Origin of the sequence: [Mycobacterium] fortunisiensis, assembly GCF_019050325.1 — a bacterium.
In the GTDB taxonomy this organism is placed as follows: Bacteria; Actinomycetota; Actinomycetes; order Mycobacteriales; family Mycobacteriaceae; genus Mycobacterium; species Mycobacterium fortunisiensis.
In genome coordinates, this window is sequence record NZ_VOMB01000026.1 from 95,947 (window position 1) to 114,440 (window position 18,494).

Annotated in this window: 15 protein-coding genes; 11 read left to right on the plus strand and 4 right to left on the minus strand. The window is 66.1% G+C overall.

Features of this window, described 5'->3' with window-relative positions:
- Positions 1-57 precede the first annotated feature (57 nt).
- Positions 58-489, minus strand: coding sequence for a hypothetical protein (locus FR943_RS23995; RefSeq protein WP_217160777.1), 432 nt, complete (start codon positions 487-489; stop codon positions 58-60).
- A gap of 42 nt (positions 490-531) precedes the next feature.
- Entirely contained in the window at positions 532-1,500 is a 969-nt protein-coding gene (locus FR943_RS24000) for a TerC family protein (protein WP_217160778.1), read from the minus strand.
- Positions 1,501-1,743: 243 nt separating this feature from the next.
- On the opposite strand from FR943_RS24000, the gene FR943_RS24005 reads away from it, so the two are divergent.
- Genes FR943_RS24005 through FR943_RS24030 form a run of 6 tightly spaced genes read left to right on the plus strand, consistent with a single transcriptional unit; the run spans position 1,744 to position 10,693 of the window.
- A complete protein-coding gene (locus FR943_RS24005) occupies positions 1,744-5,703 on the plus strand; it encodes a Pls/PosA family non-ribosomal peptide synthetase (protein WP_217160779.1) in 3,960 nt (1,319 codons plus the stop codon).
- Positions 5,700-7,031 (plus strand): M1 family metallopeptidase, encoded by a 1,332-nt coding sequence (locus FR943_RS24010; protein ID WP_217160780.1) that lies wholly within the window; start codon positions 5,700-5,702, stop codon positions 7,029-7,031. Before FR943_RS24005 ends, FR943_RS24010 begins: the two co-directional genes overlap by 4 nt.
- Positions 7,028-8,341: a hypothetical protein gene (locus FR943_RS24015; protein ID WP_217160781.1), complete on the plus strand. Its 1,314-nt coding sequence runs from the start codon at positions 7,028-7,030 to the stop codon at positions 8,339-8,341. Before FR943_RS24010 ends, FR943_RS24015 begins: the two co-directional genes overlap by 4 nt.
- Before the next feature lie 24 nt (positions 8,342-8,365).
- Complete coding sequence (ppgS, locus tag FR943_RS24020; RefSeq protein WP_217160782.1) at positions 8,366-9,064, plus strand: polyprenyl-phospho-N-acetylgalactosaminyl synthase PpgS; 699 nt, start codon at positions 8,366-8,368, stop codon at positions 9,062-9,064.
- Positions 9,061-9,411: a DUF2304 domain-containing protein gene (locus FR943_RS24025; protein WP_217160783.1), complete on the plus strand. Its 351-nt coding sequence runs from the start codon at positions 9,061-9,063 to the stop codon at positions 9,409-9,411. Before ppgS ends, FR943_RS24025 begins: the two co-directional genes overlap by 4 nt.
- A complete protein-coding gene (locus FR943_RS24030) occupies positions 9,404-10,693 on the plus strand; it encodes a tetratricopeptide repeat-containing protein (RefSeq protein WP_246585237.1) in 1,290 nt (429 codons plus the stop codon). Before FR943_RS24025 ends, FR943_RS24030 begins: the two co-directional genes overlap by 8 nt.
- Here the strand turns inward: FR943_RS24030 and FR943_RS24035 are convergent.
- Both FR943_RS24035 and FR943_RS24040 read right to left on the minus strand, forming a co-directional pair.
- On the minus strand, positions 10,690-11,097 hold the full coding sequence (locus FR943_RS24035) for a hypothetical protein (protein WP_246585238.1): 408 nt from the start codon (positions 11,095-11,097) through the stop codon (positions 10,690-10,692). The two genes, FR943_RS24030 and FR943_RS24035, sit on opposite strands and share 4 nt — an antisense overlap.
- A gap of 139 nt (positions 11,098-11,236) precedes the next feature.
- A complete protein-coding gene (locus FR943_RS24040) occupies positions 11,237-12,178 on the minus strand; it encodes a GDP-mannose 4,6-dehydratase (protein WP_217160784.1) in 942 nt (313 codons plus the stop codon).
- A gap of 56 nt (positions 12,179-12,234) precedes the next feature.
- Here FR943_RS24040 and FR943_RS24045 point away from each other — a divergent pair, with 56 nt between their 5' ends.
- The 5 genes from FR943_RS24045 (at position 12,235) to FR943_RS24065 (ending at position 18,346) form a co-directional block, all read left to right on the plus strand.
- Positions 12,235-13,992, plus strand: coding sequence for a hypothetical protein (locus FR943_RS24045; protein WP_217160785.1), 1,758 nt, complete (start codon positions 12,235-12,237; stop codon positions 13,990-13,992).
- Between the two features lie 60 nt (positions 13,993-14,052).
- Positions 14,053-15,513, plus strand: a complete 1,461-nt coding sequence (locus FR943_RS24050) for an EspA/EspE family type VII secretion system effector (protein WP_308170643.1) — start codon at positions 14,053-14,055, stop codon at positions 15,511-15,513.
- Between the two features lie 375 nt (positions 15,514-15,888).
- Positions 15,889-16,191 (plus strand): hypothetical protein, encoded by a 303-nt coding sequence (locus tag FR943_RS24055; protein WP_217160786.1) that lies wholly within the window; start codon positions 15,889-15,891, stop codon positions 16,189-16,191.
- A gap of 165 nt (positions 16,192-16,356) precedes the next feature.
- Complete coding sequence (locus FR943_RS24060) at positions 16,357-16,638, plus strand: hypothetical protein (RefSeq protein WP_217160787.1); 282 nt, start codon at positions 16,357-16,359, stop codon at positions 16,636-16,638.
- Positions 16,639-16,708: 70 nt separating this feature from the next.
- A complete protein-coding gene (locus FR943_RS24065) occupies positions 16,709-18,346 on the plus strand; it encodes an IS1634 family transposase (RefSeq protein ID WP_217160788.1) in 1,638 nt (545 codons plus the stop codon).
- The last annotated feature ends 148 nt before the right edge of the window (positions 18,347-18,494 follow it).

Below are 18,494 nucleotides of genomic sequence, written 5' to 3' on the forward strand. Positions count from 1 at the left end.
AGAATACCTATGCGTCGACGTCAATTCCCCCGCGGCCGAAGGATTCGTCCCCCGGGATCAGGAGGCCCGGGCCGATGAGCGGAGCGCGAGGCGACGCAGCACATCATCGCCCAGCACGCGGGGTTCCTGGTCGGGGCCGACCGGGATCAGGGTGACCCCGTCGGCCACCCCGGCGGCCTCGATGTCAGCGATCAGCCCGGCCAGGCCGTCGACCGTCCCGACGTAGCGCACCTGCGCCGCTGCCCCGGCCTCGGGCCCCGCCACGGACAGGCTGCCGCGCGCCGACCGGTAGTCGGCGGCCACCGCGACGGCGACGTCCAGGATCACCGAGGCGGCGCCGTCGTCGGACTTCAGGCCCGATGAGATCCGTCGCGCGGCGGCCAGATCCGGCGCCGAAATCCGGGTTGCCGGCCGGTCGTCGCCGGTCAACTCGATCCAGTCCCCTGCTTCCACCACGAATAGCCGCACTCCGCCACGGTATGTGCACATAGCGCACCTGCACAGAGTTACGTTCAGGCCGAATCCAAGGAACTAGCGCGCGTCCCGCACCCGGGTCTTGTACAGGCTGGCCACGGTGGTGACGGCCAACGTCACCACGATCACGCCGAGGCTGGCCAGCGTCGGGATCTCGGGCACGTGCACCGGCTCGCCGCCGTTGATGAATGGCAATTCGTTCTCGTGCAGCGCGTGCAGCACCAGCTTCACGCCGATGAACGCCAGGATGAACGCCAACCCCTGCGACAGGTAGACCAGCCGCTTGAGCAGGTCGCCCAGCAGGAAGTACAGCTGGCGCAGGCCCATCAACGCGAACACGTTGGCGGTGAACACCAGGTAGGGCTCCTGGGTGAGCCCGTAGATGGCCGGGATCGAATCGAGCGCGAACAGCAGGTCGGTGGTGCCCAGCGCGACGATCACCAGGAACATCGGCGTCATCAGCCGCTTGCCGTTCTCGTGCACCCAGAGCTTCAGGCCGTCCCACTGATCCGTGGTGCGCAGGTGCTTGCGGGCGAACCGCACCACCCCGTTGTCGCCGTCGTCGTCGTGATCGGTGTCGCGGACCAGGTTGATCGCGGTGTACACCAGGAACGCGCCGAAAATGTAGAACACCCAGGAGAACTGGTTGATCGCCACCGCGCCGAGCGCGATGAAGATGCCGCGGAAGATCAGGGCCAGGATGATCCCCACCAGCAGGGCCTGCTGTTGATAGACCCGGGGCACCTTGAAGCTGGCCATGATGATCAAGAAGATGAACAGGTTGTCCACCGACAGGCTGTACTCGGTGAGCCAGCCGGCGAAGAACTCCAACCCGAACTGGCTGCCGTGGGAGAACCACACCCACAGCCCGAAGAGCACCGCCATGCCGATGTAGATCGACAGGTAGGTGGCGGTCTCGCGGGTGCTGGGTTCATGTGGGCGCCGGCCGATGACGACGACGTCGAACAGCAGAACGGCGATCGTCACCGCCAGGGTGACGATCCATTCCAGCTGTGTTACCTGCATCGAGAATCCTCCGGTCGTCCAAGCGCCGGAGGTCTCTTCCACCGACGACGCGCACCGGCCTGCGACACCGATCGATCCCATGACGACCGACGTGATGACGACATCGCAGCGAAGGAATACTCCCCTCCGCCGACCAGTCTGCCTGACGGCACCCGACTAATCGAAATCCGACTGATCGAAATCCGACCGGCACGCCGCACCGACCAGCGAGCCGCCGCCGCACGGGCTTAGTAGTTTGTATACGTGACAGCCGCCGCCAGTGAGCACGAGATTCCGCCGCAGTATGTGCGATCCCCACTGGCCCCCGCGCCCCGCACCCTCGTCGACATCCTGCACGAGACCGCCAGGCGCTTTCCGGATGCGCCCGCCCTCGACGACGGCGCCGTGCAGCTCACCTACTCCGAACTGATCACCGATGTCACCGACAGCGTGGCCTGGCTGGCGGCCCGCGGCATCGGCCGCGGCGACCGGCTCGGGATCCGGATGCCCTCGGGCAGTTATGCGCTCTACGTGGCGATCCTGTCGGTGCTGGCGTGTGGCGCGGCCTACGTCCCGGTGGACGCCGACGATCCCGACGAGCGGGCCGAGCTGGTGTTCGGCGAGGCCAACGTGGTCGGCGTGATCACCGAGCAGGGCCTGATCCGCGGTCCCGGATCCTCCCGTGGCTGGCGGGCCGCCGCCCCGCTGGGCCGCGACGACGCCTGGATCATCTTCACCTCCGGGTCGACCGGCACTCCGAAAGGTGTCGCCGTCACGCACCGCAGTGCGGCGGCGTTCGTCGATGCCGAAGCCCAGATGTTCCTGCAGGACAATCCGATCGGGCCCGGCGACCGGGTGCTGGCCGGATTGTCGGTGGCTTTCGACGCGTCGTGCGAGGAGATGTGGCTGGCCTGGCGGCACGGCGCCTGCCTGGTGCCCGCGCCGCGATCGTTGGTGCGCAGCGGGATGGACCTGGGCCCGTGGCTGGTGAGCCGCGACATCACCGTGGTGTCGACGGTGCCGACGCTGGCGGCCCTGTGGCCGGCCGAGGCCCTGGAAGCCGTGCGGCTCTTGATCTTCGGGGGCGAGGCGTGCCCGCCCGAGCTCGCCGCCCGGCTGGCGGTGGACGGTCGCGAGGTGTGGAACACCTACGGCCCCACCGAGGCCACCGTGGTGGCGTGCGCCGCGAAGCTGGACGGTCAGGGGCCGGTCAGCATCGGCCTGCCGTTGGCCGGCTGGGATCTGGCCGTGGTGAATGCCGAGGGTCTGCCGGTGGCGCTCGGGGAAATCGGTGAACTGGTGATCGGCGGGGTGGGCCTGGCCCGCTACCTCGATCCGGAGAAGGACGCCGAGAAGTACGCGCCCATGCCTTCTTTAAGCCAACATGGGTCATGGAGCCGCGCCTACCGCAGCGGTGACCTGGTCCGGCTGGAGGCCGACGGCCTCTACTTCCAGGGCCGCGCCGACGATCAGGTGAAGGTGGGCGGGCGTCGCATCGAACTGGGCGAAGTGGACAACGCGCTGGTGCACCTGCCCGGGGTGAGCGGAGGCGCGGCGGCGGTGCGCAAGACCGCCAGCGGCACCCCGCTGCTGGTCGGGTACATCGCCACCACCGACCCGTCCTTCGATCTGGCCGCCGCGCGGGCCGCGCTGTCCGAATCGCTGCCGGCCGCCCTGGTCCCCCGGCTGGTGCTGCTCGACGAACTGCCGACCCGCACCTCGGGCAAGGTAGACCGCAACGCGCTGCCGTGGCCGCCGCCGGGGGATCCCGAACCGGACGTCCCCGAACTCGGCGGCACGATGGGGTGGCTGGCCGGCCTGTGGCGTGACGTGCTCGGTACCCCGGTCGAGGGGCCGGAGGCCGATTTCATCGCCCTGGGCGGGGGATCGCTGTCGGCGGCCCAGTTGGTGGCGGCGCTGCGTCAGCGCTATCCGCTGGTGACCGTGGCCGACCTCTACGACCATCCCCGGCTGGGTTCCCTGGCCGGATATCTCGACGAGCTCAAGCCGCCGCCGCAGATCCACACCCGCGAGGTCGCGCCGACCCCGGGGATCACCCAGGCCGCGCAGGTGGCCCTGTCGCTGCCGCTGGCCACGCTGGCCGGCCTGCAATGGGTCGTCTGGTTGGCGCTGCTGAACAACGCCGCTGCCGTGACCGGAGTTGTGTCATGGGCCCATCCACTCAGCTGGTGGTGGGTGCTGGCCGGGTTCCTGCTGTTTGTCACGCCGCTCGGTCGCATGGGTATTGCCGTGCTCTGTGCCCGGATGCTGCTGAGCGGTCTGGAGCCCGGCACCTACCGCCGCGGTGGCTCGGCGCACCTGCGGGTCTGGCTGGCCGAGCGGTTGGCCGACGCCAGCGGCGCGGAGAACCTGGCCGGCGCGCCGTGGATGGTCTACTACGCCCGCGCCCTGGGCAACACTGTGGGCAAGGGCGTGGACATGCACTCCGCGCCGCCGGTGACCGGCATGCTCAAGATCGGGCACCGGGCCTCGGTGGAACCCGAGGTGGACCTGAGCGGGCACTGGATCGACGGCGACCTGTTCCATGTCGGGCCGGTGACGATCGGCAACGACGCCACGATCGGCGCCCGCACCACGTTGCTGCCCGGCGCCACCGTGGGCAAGAACGCCGATGTGGCACCCGGATCGGCGGTGACAGGGAAGGTCAAGAACGGCCAGTTCTGGAAGGGCTCACCGGCGGTCAAATCGGGCAAGGCCCGTCATCCGTGGCCCGATCACCGCCCGGGACGCGCCCCGCTGTGGGTCGCGGTGTACGGGGTGTCCTCACTGCTGCTGGCCGGTCTGCCGTTGCTGGCGCTGGCGGCGGGTCTGGCGGTGATCGGCTGGGGTATCCACGACGCCGGGTCCGCGGCCGCGGCGGTGATGCCCGCGCTGGCCTGGACCCCGGCCGCGGCCATCGTCGCGCTGCTGGCCTACGCCACCTTGACGGTGATCGGGGTGCGCATCCTCTCGGTGCGGCTGTCGGAGGGCTATCACCCGGTGCGCAGCCGGGTGGGCTGGCAGTTGTGGATGACCGAACGCCTGATGGACGCTGCCCGCAACTACCTGTTCCCGATCTATGCCAGCCTGCTGACCCCGTGGTGGCTGCGCCTGCTGGGCGCGAAAGTCGGTCGGGACACCGAGATTTCGACGGCCCTGTTCACCCCGAAGTTCACCGAGGTGCAGGACGGCGCGTTCCTGGCCGACGACACCATGGTGGCCTCCTACGAACTGGGCGGCGGCTGGATCCACGTGGCCAAGGCCACCATCGGCAAGCGCGCCTTCCTCGGCAACTCGGGCATCACCCAGCCGGGACGCAAGGTGCCCGACGACGGCCTGGTCGCAGTGCTGTCGGCCACCCCGCACAAGGCCAAGGCCGGCTCGTCCTGGCTGGGCAGTCCACCGGTTCGGTTGCGCCGCAACGCCACCGCGGCAGATGCGCTGCGCACCTTCCATCCTTCGGCTCGGCTCAAGATCATGCGCTCGGCGGTCGAGACCTGCCGGTTGATCCCGGTGATCGTGACGTTCGCGATCGGTGTCGCGGTGCTGGGTGCACTGCAGGCCCTCACGATGCGGTTCGGCTTTTTCGTCACCGCCCTGACCGGCGGTGTGGTGCTGCTGGTTGCCGGCGCGGTGGCCGGCACCGTCGCGGTGATCGCGAAATGGTTGGTGGTGGGCCGGATTCGCGCGGTCGAGCACCCGCTGTGGTCCTCGTTCGTGTGGCGCAACGAGGTGTCGGACACCTTCGTCGAAACCGTGGCCGCGCCCTGGTTCGCGCGGGCCGCCAGCGGCACCCCGGTGATGAACCTGTGGTTGCGCGGGCTGGGTGCCTCGATCGGCCGTGGCGTGTGGTGTGAAACCTATTGGCTGCCCGAGGCCGACCTGGTGGTGCTCGAGACGGGCGCCACCGTCAACCGTGGCTGCGTGGTGCAGACCCATCTGTTCCATGACCGCATCATGCGACTGGACAGCGTGGTGCTGGAGGAAGGCTCGACGCTGGGGCCGCACTGCGTGGCGTTGCCGGCGGCCCGGTTGGGTGCCGGTGCCACCGTCGGGCCCGGCTCCCTGGTGATGCGCGGCGACGAGGTGCCGCCCTCGACCCGCTGGCAGGGCAATCCGATCGCGCCGTGGAACATGTTCGGCAAGAAGCGTTCCGTCGAAAAGGCCTCCGCCAAAGGCTCCGAGAAAGCCGCCGCCAAGAAGACGGAAAACCCGGCCGCGTGACCAGATCCAAGAAAGCCGTGAAGCAGCCGCCCCCGGTCATCGACCCCTATCTCCCGCGCAACGGCAACTTCGGTTACCGGGTGTCGCGCTACGAACTCGAGCTCGAGTACAAGGTGTCGATCAACCGCCTGGCCGGGTCGGCGACCATCACCGCGGTCACCCTGGCGGCGCTGCGCACCTTCACCCTGGACCTGTCCGACGCCCTGTCGGTGTCGCGGGTGACGGTCAACGGGCGCCGGCCGGCACAGTACCGATGTTCGGGCGGCAAGCTGTCGGTCACCCTGCCCTCGACGCTGCCGGCCGGGGCCGCGATGACCGTCGTGGTGCGCTACAACGGCAGCCCGCGTCCCATCGAATCCTATTGGGGTGACGTCGGTTTCGAGGAGCTGACGAACGGCGCCCTGGTGGCCGGCCAACCCAACGGAGCGGCCTCCTGGTTCCCCTGCGACGACCACCCCAGCTCCAAGGCCAGCTACCGCATCCAGATCAGCACCGACAGCCCGTATTACGCATTGGCCAACGGGGAGTTGATCTCCCGCAAGGCCCGCGCCGGGCACACGGTGTGGACCTACGAGCAGCCCGAGCCCACCTCCAGCTACCTGATCACCTTGCAGATCGGGATGTACGAGAGCCGCCGGTTGACCAAGACACCGGTGCCGATGCACGCGGTGCTGCCGGCCCGGTTGCGCCGCGGGTTCGATCACGACTTCGAACAGCAACCGCAGATGATGAAGTTGTTCGTCAAGCTGTTCGGCCCCTACCCGCTGTCCAACGGCTACACCGTGGTGATCACCGACGACGACCTGGAGATCCCACTGGAGGCCCAGGGCATTTCGATCTTCGGCGCCAATCACTGCGACGGACACGGCGGTGCCGAACGGCTGATCGCCCACGAACTGGCCCACCAATGGTTCGGCAACTCGGTGACCGCGCGGCGCTGGCGTGACATCTGGCTGCACGAAGGTTTCGCCTGCTACGCCGAGTGGCTGTGGTCCGAACACAGTGGCGGCCGCAGCGCGGCCGAGTGGGCCGAGCACTATCACCAGCGGTTGCGCGGGCTGCCCGAGGATCTGCTGCTGTCCGATCCGGGGCCCGCGGACATGTTCGACGACCGGGTGTACAAACGCGGCGCGCTCACCCTGCATGTGTTGCGCACCCGCCTCGGCGACCGGAATTTCTTTGCGCTGCTGAGGGATTGGACGGCCCGCTACCGGCACAGCACCGCCTTCACCGATGATTTCACCGGGCTGGCCGCCGGCTACACCGACGAGCCGCTGCAACCGCTGTGGCAGGCGTGGCTGTACTCGAAAGAGTTGCCGGAGCTGTGACCGATGCCGGCAGCACCCCGGGATTCGATGCTCTTCGCGCAAGCGGCTCATCGACGGGCCCCATCACGCGCAGCAGCGTCGCCCGCGTCGGACTGGCGACGGCGGTCAGCGCGCTGTGCGGGTATGCCGTGCTGTATCTGGCCGCGCGCGACCTCGAGCCCGCCGGCTTCTCGATCTTCAGCGTGTTCTGGGGCGCGTTCGGTCTGGTGACCGGCGCCGCCAACGGCCTGTTGCAGGAGGCCACCCGTGAGGTGCGCGGGGCTCGGCATCGGGATCTCAGCGTGCCGGTCGGCTCCTCGCGCGAGCGCTCGTCGGCGGGCCCCACCACCCACCCGATGCGGATCGCTGCCCTGGTCGGCATCGCCGCAGCCGTGGTGATCGCCGCCAGCTCACCGCTGTGGAGCGCGCACGTGTTCGCCGAGTCGCGGGCACTGAGCGTGGTGCTGCTCAGCGTCGGGCTCGCGGGGTTCTGCCTGCACGCCACCCTGCTCGGCATGCTGGCCGGGGTGAACCGGTGGACCGAGTACGGGGCCCTGATGGTCACCGACGCCGGAATCCGGGTGGCAGTGGCGGCCGTGACCTTCGTGCTCGGCTGGGGGCTGGCCGGGTTCCTGTGGGCCACCGTGGCGGGTGCGGTGGCCTGGCTGATCATGTTGATCGCCGCCCCCGCGGCGCGGCTGGCGGCCGGGCTGCTCACCGCGGGCAGTCCCGCGACGTTCCTGCGCGGCGCCGCGCATTCGATCGCCGCGGCCGGCGCCAGCGCGATCCTGGTGATGGGTTTCCCGGTGCTGCTCAAGGCCACCTCGGGTGATCTCGGCGCGGCCGGCGGCGTGGTGATCCTGGCCGTGACGCTGACCCGGGCTCCGCTGCTGGTTCCACTCACTGCGATGCAGGGCAACCTGATCGCGCACTTCGTCGATCAACGCGACCGGCGACTGCGGGCGCTGCTGGCACCGGCGGCCGCCGTGGCCGGGCTGGGGGTGCTGGGTGTGACCGCAGCCGGGCTGCTCGGCCCCTGGTTGCTGCGGGTGGGCTTCGGCGACCAGTACCGCGCCGACGGCGCCCTGCTGGCCTGGTTGACCGCGGCCGCCGTCGCCATTGCGATGCTCACCCTCACCGGGGCGGCGACCGTGGCGGCCGCCCTGCACCGGGCGTATGCCTCGGGCTGGATCATCGCCACCGTCGCTGCGGTGGCGCTGCTGCTGCTGCCGGTCGGATTGGAGGCGCGCACCGTCATCGCCCTGCTGTGCGGCCCCATGGTGGGCATCGCAGTTCACCTGATCGCGCTGGCCCGGGCGGCGCGACGATGACCATGTAGGTTAGGGCCCATCGACATGCGCTTTCACGACGTCTGGATCATCATCCCCGCCTTCAACGAGGCGGGCGTCATCGCTGATGTCGTCGCCGAGGTGCGCTCGGTGTTTCCCAACGTGGTGTGTGTGGACGACGGCAGCCGCGACGGCACTGCCGACCGGGCGTTCGCTGCCGGCGCGCACGTGGTCCCGCACCCGGTGAACCTCGGTCAGGGTGCGGCGATCCAGACCGGAGTGGAGTACGCCCGCAGCCGCCCGGGCGCCAAGGTGTTCGTCACCTTCGACGCCGACGGCCAGCATCAGGTCAAGGACGTGGTGCGGATGATCGACCGGCTCGATACCGACAACGTCGACCTGGTGGTCGGCAGCCGGTTCGCCGATCCCCAGACCCAGGCCGTCGCCCACGTTCCGCTGCTCAAGCGGGTGATCCTGCGGGCCGCGGCCGCGTTGAGTCCGCAGAGTCGCGCGCTGGGCCTCACCGATGCGCACAACGGTCTGCGGGTCTTCGACAAGTTGGTTGCCGACGAACTCAACCTGACGATGAACGGCATGAGCCACGCCGGTGAGTTCATTGCGCTGGCCCACGAAAACCGTTGGCGGGTGGCCGAAGAGCCGGTGGAGATTCTCTACACCGACTACTCGAAGTCGAAGGGGCAACCGCTGCTCAACGGGGTGAACATCGTCTTCGACGGGTTGTTACGCAGGAGGCTGTCGCGATGAACTGGATCCAGGCCCTGCTGATCGTCTCGGTACTGGTGCTGTTGGCCTACCTGCTCGGGTCGCGGCGCAGCGCCCGGTCCAGGGCCTGGGTCAAGGTCGGCTTCGTGTTGTTCGTGGCGGCCGGCATCTATGCCATCTTGCGTCCCGACGACACCACCGTGGTGGCGAATTGGCTTGGCGTCAAACGTGGTACGGACCTGATGGAGTACGTGCTGATCATCGCGTTCGTCTTCGTCACCCTGTCGACGTACCTGCGGCTCAAAGACATCGAGTTGCGCTACGCCCGGCTGGCCCGGGCGGTGGCGCTGCAGAATGCGCGGGTGCCGGCCTCCCCTGAAGATGAGTGACGAGGAATCCGTCAAAGCCGACGACGCAGCGCCGCTGAACGCGCTGTTGGCGGTGGCGGCCACACGCCAAACCGCAGGCGACCTGCGCGGGGCCCTGGGTGACGCCATCGAGGTTCTCGAAGCCCGACGCGCCACCCTGGGCAACGATCATCCCGACACACTCGCGGTGGCGTGGCTGGTGGCCAGCTGGCGACACAACCTCGGCGAAGCCGGCGCCGTCGAAGCCTTGCGTGACCTGCTCCCGACGATGATGCGCGTTCTCGGTGCCGAGCACCACGATACGTTGTGGGCCCGACACACCCTGGCAGCAATCGATGACGGCGCAACAGATCCAGCCGATCGGCTGCTGCGGTGGGTTCACCTGTGCGGGGCCGACACTCGTGTCTTCGGAGTGCGCCACGAGCTGACGCTGGCCGCGGCATACGGGGCGGCGTTGGCTCGCCGCGATCTGGGCGATCCCTACGGGGCGAGCATGGAGGCGCTCGTGGTGTACCGGCACCGACTCCGCCTCCTCGGTGAGCACCATCCCGAAACCCTGGCGGCTCGACTGGCACACGTGAGCTGGCACGGTGAGGCGATGGGGGTCACCGCGAAGACCCTCGACGACCTCGACGACCTGATCCCGGTGCTGGAAAATGCGCTCGGTCACGATGATCTCACCACGTTGACGGCCCGGTATACCCGAGCAGTGTGGACCCAGGAATCAGCGGACAACCAGATGGAGCGTATTTCGGAATGGGAGGTTCTCGCAGCGGATCTCGCCCGCGTACGAGGCGAGGCAGACCCATTGACCGTATCGGCCCTGGAAAGGCGGGACGCAGCACGCGCAGAGTGGCAAGCCGTGCTGGAGGTGACCCGCGATATCGCCTACAGCCTGGAATTCGAAGAGCGCAGCGACGACCCGGATTGCCCCGACGCCGAAGCCGAGACCAGGGCAACTGATGCCGCAGACGAAGAAGAGTCCGACCAAGCTTATTTCTTCGAATCGGTTCTGACGGCGAAAAGAGCGCTGTCGCAGTGCGCCCGGGGCGCGGGTAACGATGCCTACCAGACGTTGCTGTGGCGCTACTACCTGGGATGGTGCCTGTGGGCCGGACACGAATTCGGCTCGGCCGGTCAGCGGGCCCGACGCCTGGTCGAGGACAGCACGATCATCCTCGGCGAGGACGATCCGTTGACCGACGCGGCGCGGACGTTGTTGTCCTTCAACGAGACCCAGGCATGGACCGGACTGTCACCGTTCTGGGACGGTAGCGACGCCGCTGAACTGTCCGGGAGCTAGCGGCTGAGCAACGCCGCCAACATTTCGATCCGGGCATCCTCCAGCTCGGGTAGCGGCAGTACCCGGCGCACCATGGCCGCACCGTCGAACGTGTTGAGCAAGATGGCCAGCACCACGCTGAACGATTCCTCGGGAATCTGGTCGGCTCCCGGTGTGCTCCTCGCGGTTTCGTAGATGTTGTCGATGTACTCGGCCAGCACGGTCTGCAGCGGGCCCCGCAGCTTTTCGTCGGTGCGGGCCGCCATCAGTAGCTCATGCCACACGGTGTTGGTGTCGCTGCCCGCGATGTCCCGCAGGATCGCCAACACCGCCGGCAGCGGCGGCTGCTCAGCGGCGATACCGGCGATCAGCTTGCTGCCCAGCTCCAGCTGGCGTCGCGCCACCTCACGGGCGGTGGCCGCCATGAAATACCACTCCGTCGCGGATTCCCAGCGTGCGGACCTGCGGGCGGGCACCGGTGCCGTCGAACCACAGGCCGTTGCGAACGATGACGTCATAAGACATGACGCCACGCTAGAACAGAAAGTGAGTACTCACAATCTTTTAGCGGGAATTGGTCCGGAAAAACTCCACCGTCTTCGGGATACCGGCGGCCAGATCCACCTGCGGACGCCACCCCAGTACGTCCCGCGCCCGGCTGATGTCCAGGCATGATCGGCGCAGGTCACCGAGCCGCGGCGGGTGCATCTCCGGCTCGTCGGCCACACCGACAGCCAGCGCGATCGCGGTGTGCATCTCGCGCGTCGACGTCTCCACCCCGGTGCCGACGTTGAACCGCTGCCCGCCGCCGGCGGCGCCCGACGCCTTCACGAAGGCGTCCACCACATCGTCGACGTAGACATAGTCACGGGTATCGGTGCCGTCGCCGAAGATCTTTGTCGGCCGCCCGGCCAGCAGCGCCTGGGCGAAGATTGCCACCACCCCTGCCTCACCATGCGGATCCTGGCGCGGTCCGTACACGTTCGCCGGGGCGATGTGCGAGCAGTCCAGGTCATAAAGATTGCGGAACATGTTGAAGTACACCTCGCCGGCCACCTTGCTCGCCGCATACGGCGACGACGGATTGGTCGGGATGTCCTCACTCGTCGGGTACGACGGCGGGGTGCCGTACACCGAGCCACCCGAGGACGTATGCACCACCTTGCGCACCCCGGACTGCCGCGCCGCCTCGGCCAACCGCACCACGCCCACCACGTTCACCGTCGAGTCGAGCTGCGGGTCGTCCACCGAGCGCTTCACCGAGATCTGGGCGGCCAGGTGAAAGATCACCTCGGGCTGGACGTCCTTGAACAGTCCCAGCAGGTCCGCGTCGACGATGTCGGCCTTGACGAACTCGAAGTTGTCGCTGTTCTCGGCGCTGCTCAGGTTCTCTGCCCGGCCCGAGCTCAGGTCATCGAGCCCGACCACGCTGTGACCGTCCGCCAGCAGCCGGTCCACCAGCGTCGATCCGATGAAACCTGCCGCTCCAGTTACCAGTGTTCGCACGGGCACACCATACCGACGGCAGATTCGCGCCAGCTGGGTCCGTACAGTCGGCAAGAGTGAACAAGGTCGCCCGCGCAGCCGCCGCGCTCATCGCGCTGCACCTGGTGGTCCGGGCCGTGGTGGCCTTCGGAGGCTATTTCTACTGGGACGATCTGATCCTGATCGGCCGGGCCGGAACCCAGAATCTGCTTTCACCGTCCTTCCTGTTCGACGATCACGACGGGCACGTCATGCCCGCGGCGTTCCTGGTGTCCGGCGCGGTCACCCGAGTGGCCCCGTTCTCCTGGGTGCTGGCCGCGGTGAGCCTGGTGGTGATGCAACTGCTGGCCTCACTGGCGTTGCTGCGGGCGCTGTGGGTGATCCTGGGCTGGCGACCTGTGCTGCTGATCCCGCTGACCTTCGCGTTGTTCACGCCGCTGGCGATACCCGGGTTCGCCTGGTGGGCAGCGGCTTTGAACTCCCTGCCCATGCTGGCCGCGCTGGCCTGGGTGTGCGGCGAGGCCGTGCTGCTGGTGCGGACCGGGGCGCTGCGGCACGCGGTCCTCGGCGCGCTCGTCTTCCTCGGCGGGTTGTTGTTCTTCGAGAAGGCCGCGGTGATCCCGTTCGTGGCGTTCGCCGTGGTGGCGCTGCTGGGCTATGTGACCGGTTCATTTGGCCTGACTGACGTGTGGCGTCGCGGTATCCGGCTGTGGGTGTCATGTTTGGCGCTCGTCGTCGCCTGGATCGGGGTGTACCTGCTCGTCGTCGACCAGAAGCGGTGGAGCTTCGACGTGGCCATGACCTGGGACCTGCTGAGCCGGTCCTTCACCCATGGCATCGTGCCCGGATTGGTCGGCGGGCCGTGGTCCTGGCAGCGCTGGGCACCCGCCTCGCCCTGGGCCACGCCGCCGGTGTCGGTGATGGCGCTGGGCTGGGTGGTGCTTGTTGCTGCCGTCGCGGTGGTGCTGGTGCGAAAGACCCGCATCTGGCCGGTGCTGGTGGTGGCGCTGGGCTACGCGGTGGCCTGCCAGATCCCGATTTATCTCATGCGCTCATCCCGGTTCACCGCGTTGGAGCTGGCCCAGACGCTGCGCTACCTGCCGGATCTGGTGGTGGTGCTCGCGCTGTTGGCGGCGGTGGGATTCTGTGCGCCGAACCGGGAATCCTCGCGTCTGCTTTCCGCGTCACGGCGGCGGAGTTTTGTCGTCGTCACCGTCGCGACGCTGTTCGTGGCGAGCAGCCTGTATTCGACTTGGACGTTTACGAAGGTGTGGCGGGACAGCCCGGTGCCGGCCTATTTGAACAATGCCCGGGCGTCGCTGGCCGCCGCCTCACCAGCGGCGCCACTGCTGGACCAAGAAGTGGACCCGCTGATCCTGCAGCGGGTGGCCTATCCGGAGAACCTGGCCAGCCACATGTTCGCCCTGGCCTCCCCCCGACCCGAGTTCGCGTCGGCCACAACCGATCTGCGCATGTTCGACCGGTCCGGGACATTGGTCGACGCGAAAGTGACCTGGGTGCGCACCATCGTCGCGGGGCCATCGCCGAACTGCGGGTTCCTGGTCCAGCCCGACGAACCCGTGGTGATGCCGCTCGATGGGCCGCTGCTGCCGGCCGACTGGACGGCCGAGATCAACTACCTGGCCAACAGCGACGGCTCGCTGACCATGGCGCTGGCCGAAGGCCCCGAGGTGAAGGTGCCGGTGCGGCCCGGGCTCAACCGGGTGTTCGTGCGACTGCCCGGGGCCGGACAATCGATTGCCGTGGCCGCCAACACCGCCGCGCTGTCGGTGTGCATCTCCCCCGGACCTGTGGGTTTCCTGGCACCTCGGTAGTCCCGGACCTGAGATACTGACGGTTAACTGTCGGGGATTCCTGTCGAGGGGGACATTTCTGTGAGCGCGCTTGACGGCTTCTATTCGACGTGGAACAAAGCGCGCGAAACCTTCGGTGTGGGCACGCCCGTCGATGGCTCTGGCCACGATGGCAGCTCTCAGCTGATGCGCATGAAAGGCATGATCGAATCGGCCGCGCCCGATCATCGCTGGCAAGGCTCCGGGTCTGAGGCCTACGCCGCGGCCAACAAAGAACACGCCGGCGTATACGAGAAGCTGGCCGCGCTCGACAAGAAGATGGCCGCCGAAGTCACCAACGCCGCCAACATCGTCACCAGCGGACGTCAGCAATTGGACGCCACCAAGTCCTGGGTCGACAGCGCCGTCAACTCGCTACCCGCATCACTCAGCTCCGACGCCCGGGAAAAGAGCCTGATCCCGATCGCGAAAGAAGGTATCGGCCAGGTCAACAAGACCGTCAGCACGGCCAACGGCGACATGCTCAAGGTGGGCTTTCGCATCACCGATATCAAGAACCAATACGACGAGCTGGGGACGAATCAGAAGTTCGGGCCGGATAAAGAGGATGAAAAGGATAACGAACTGCTCGGGTTCAAGGAGAACCCGCCGTCCACGGATGATGCGCGCCGCCGCAATCAGATCGAAGCATTTAAGAATACATTCGGTCGAGATCCGACGTCTAAATCTGACTGGTCCACTGCAGCCGCACTGGACCCGCACACCTACAATCCCGCATATGCCGGGACCAATTCTGAGAACACGAAATCCGAAGTCAGGGTTGTGAAGATACGCCCAGTTCCGGGCGAGGGTGTAGTCCGCGTATCGCAGTGGATCGAACAGCGAGACGTTACTAGTTTCCCCCCTTACAAGCGGGACATGGGAAATAATCGTTCAGCCGATGCAAATTTTGACCCAGAAGATACCAAAGTTACAACGTATATCGATTACGAAAATGGTGTCGTAATAATGCGCCAGAACCCATCGGTTGAATTGAATGCGGATGGATCTCCGGGAAGAGTGGAAGTCGGCTCGCCCCAAGGCAGCGTCACACAGACCGCCGATGGCGCGGTACGGATAAAATATGACGCCGGAAATCCTTTCGCTCCGCAGATAACAGCAGATCCACAGGGTCCCTTTGCCGATCACACAGTGACAGTAAACGGTGATCTAGTCTTTACGCCCGGCGTAGATGGCGTGCAGGTAGCCGGCACGCGGACAGATTACCCCTCGATGGAGGTATATCAGGATTTTCCGAATGGAAATACTAAGACCATACTTATTGATCCAGCCGTCTCCGGCAGATCTCATGGTCCCGCGGTAAATCTACCATTTCACCACGACGTAGGGATCGGAGGAGGACAGGCGTTCAAGCCTTTTGACACTGGCAGCTGGAATCCTCGGTACGATGTACCGGCACCACTACCGGCGACGCAATTCGGTCCCGCCATTGCTCCGCCCGCCGTACCTCCGCCACCAACTGGCGGCGGAGTACCGATGTGACTTGGAAAACTAACTCATCATGTCAATTTTCACCGATCTGCGCAGGCTCGACTCTTCGACTTGGACTTTGGCAACCCGGTCGTCACCCTTTGTCATTCAATCAGTATTTGCGATTCTGCTATTCGCCCTGTGGGCGCTCGGGAAGTGGCCCTTCGGCACAGGGAGTGGTTTCGGGAGCGAGCGAGCCTGGATGCTGACGGCGACAGTCGTAGCCGCAGGCGCATCATTGGGTATTGCTGGCGTTCTATCGAGATCTCAGTCAGCGCAGCGACAAGCGTACGCCCTAAGCTTCACGGGCTGCTCGGCAGTTGTCCTGTTAGGCGGCGCGATATACGCTTTTTTAATTCTTCGATAAATACCGATAGTACATTGGAGATGAAATTGCCGAGACCAGAGGTTGACAACCGTTATGGCGCCGCTGGTTTTTTAGCGGCTTTGTCCAATATAGCTTTTCTTGAGACGGTAACATGGATAATCGCCCCCTGGTGGATGATTGCCTTAATTGTTCTTCCTGTGCTATTTCTCATCGACCTGGCAATTTCTGCGATTGCAGCGAAAGGTCCTAGCAATGTCGGCCAGATCGGCCGCGGCATGATGGTCGGCTGCATGGCAGCGCCGTTGTCACTTGCGATCTTTATTCCCATCTTTCTGCTCGCGCATTCTGTTGGACCTCTATAGATGGGTCTGTAGGCTTCGCTGGACGGTCTGGATTCGGCGTGTGCGCACCGCCTCAGGCGCGACTGCGGTCCAGATCGCCGAATCCGCCGATGGCCGCCGCCGGATCGCGCGCCATGTCAGCGCGGAGCCGAGGAATTGATCCGATCAGGCAACACCTCGTTCTCGATGACCGGCGACCCGAATCCGACCACGAACTACCCCACCACAGAAAACTGGCAGAAAGCCGTTGGCGGATACCAACAGTGGAGCAGCGCGGACGTCAAGGTCGAAGGCAATAAAGTCACGATGACTGTGACCGTGCACGCCGAGGACCACTACAACTTCAATCGGGGCGAGTCGGACATCGGCACCGGTGCGTCCGACAACGAGAATGGCAGATTCACGGAACTGGGATGGGCCAGGCCTTTCGACCTGAGTTTGGACACCTTTGCCGATTTTCGCAGTTGATAGTTGCTTGACCTGCGGTTTTGGGCTGCGCGGTGGGTGTTTTGGGGTACTAATCGGGTAGGTTCGTGCGGTGGCGTACGTGCGGAAGGTACGCACTTCCTCGGGTGCGGTGGCGGTGCAGGTGGCGCGTAAGGACGCTGGCCGGGTGGTGATCCTGGCGCATCTGGGTTCGGCCCATACCGATGCCGAGCTGGGCATTCTGCTCGAGCAGGCCAGGCAGATGGTCATCGGCGGACAGGTTGCACTGGATTTCGAGGTGGCCGCCAGGGCCCAATCGATGACTAGTGTCGCTGATTTTCGCGAGCAGACGTTGATCGCCGAGCAGCCCAGACCTGCAGTCGCGGCCCCCGTGGTGGCGCCGGGGCGCACGGTCGGGACCAGCTCGCGTCTGCTCTACGACCTGCTGGGCCACGTCTACGACTGGCTGGGCTTCGATGCCGTCGGTGATGGCGTGTTCCGGGATCTGGTGATCGCTCGGATCGTCGAGCCGACCAGCAAGCTCGACGCCTCGCGTGTACTGGCGGATCTCGGCGCAGAACTGGTGTCCTACAAGACCATCGACCGCCATGTCCGCAAGATCCACACCGGCGGTCACCGCGATGTGATCGCCGAGAAATGCTTCGCCTACGCCACCGACTGCGGTGGGTTGTCGCTCATTTTGTACGACGTCACGACCCTGTATTTCGAAGCCGAATCCGAAGATGCGCTGCGCAAGGTCGGCTACTCCAAGGAACGCAGGGTCGATCCTCAGATCGTTGTCGGTCTGTTGGTGGATCGCACCGGATTCCCTTTAGAAATCGGCTGTTTCGAAGGCAACACCGCTGAGACCACCACAATCGTGCCGATCATCACCAGCTTCCTGGCCCGCCACAACCTTGAGGGCACGCCGATGGTGGTGGCAGCCGATGCCGGCATGCTCTCGCAGAGCAACCTCGCCGCCCTCGATGAGGTGAAGCTGTCGTTCATCGTCGGCTCCCGCGTCACGAAGGCGCCTGGCGATCTCGAATCCCACTTCCATTGGAACGGTGATGTTTTCACCGACGGACAGATCATCGACACCGTCACGCCGCGGCACGGCAACACACGCGTCAACAACACCAAGTTGCGTGCTGAGCCGGTCTGGAACCCCGAGCGCGACACCGGGGCGTGGCGGGCGATCTGGTCGTACTCGGCCAAACGAGCACGGCGCGACCAGAAAACACTCGCGGCTCAGGAAGCCCGGGCACGCGCGATCGTGGCCGGCGAGAAGAACGCCAAGACAGCACGATTCGTCAAGACCAGAGGCGACGACCGCGCCCTCGACGAAGCCAGCCTGACCCGTGCCCAATCCCTGGTCGGACTCAAGGGCTACGTGACCAACGTGCCCGTCACCGTGATGCCAGCCGCTGAGATCATCGCGAAGTACCACGACCTCTGGCACGTGGAGAAGTCGTTTCGGATGTCCAAGACCGACCTCGATGCACGGCCCATGTTCAACCGCAAGCATGATGCCATCGAGGCGCACCTGACAATCGTGTTCGCCGCGCTGGCGGTCTCTCATGCCATCCAGTCGCGCACCGGACTGTCCATCGCCAAGGTCGTCAAGCAACTGCGCCCGCTGCGCTCGGCGACCATCGTCATCAACGGCGCCACGCAGACCTTCCCGCCGGAGATCCCCGACGCCGAGAGCAAGATCCTCACCGATCTAGGCTTCAGCCCTGGGTACTAAGCGAAATGTCCAAACTCAGGCGATGACTGTGACCGTGCACGCCGAGGACCACTACAACTTCAATCGGGGCGAGTCGGACATCGGCACCGGTGCGTCCGACAACGAGAATGGCAGATTCACGGAACTGGGATGGGCCAGGCCTTTCGAC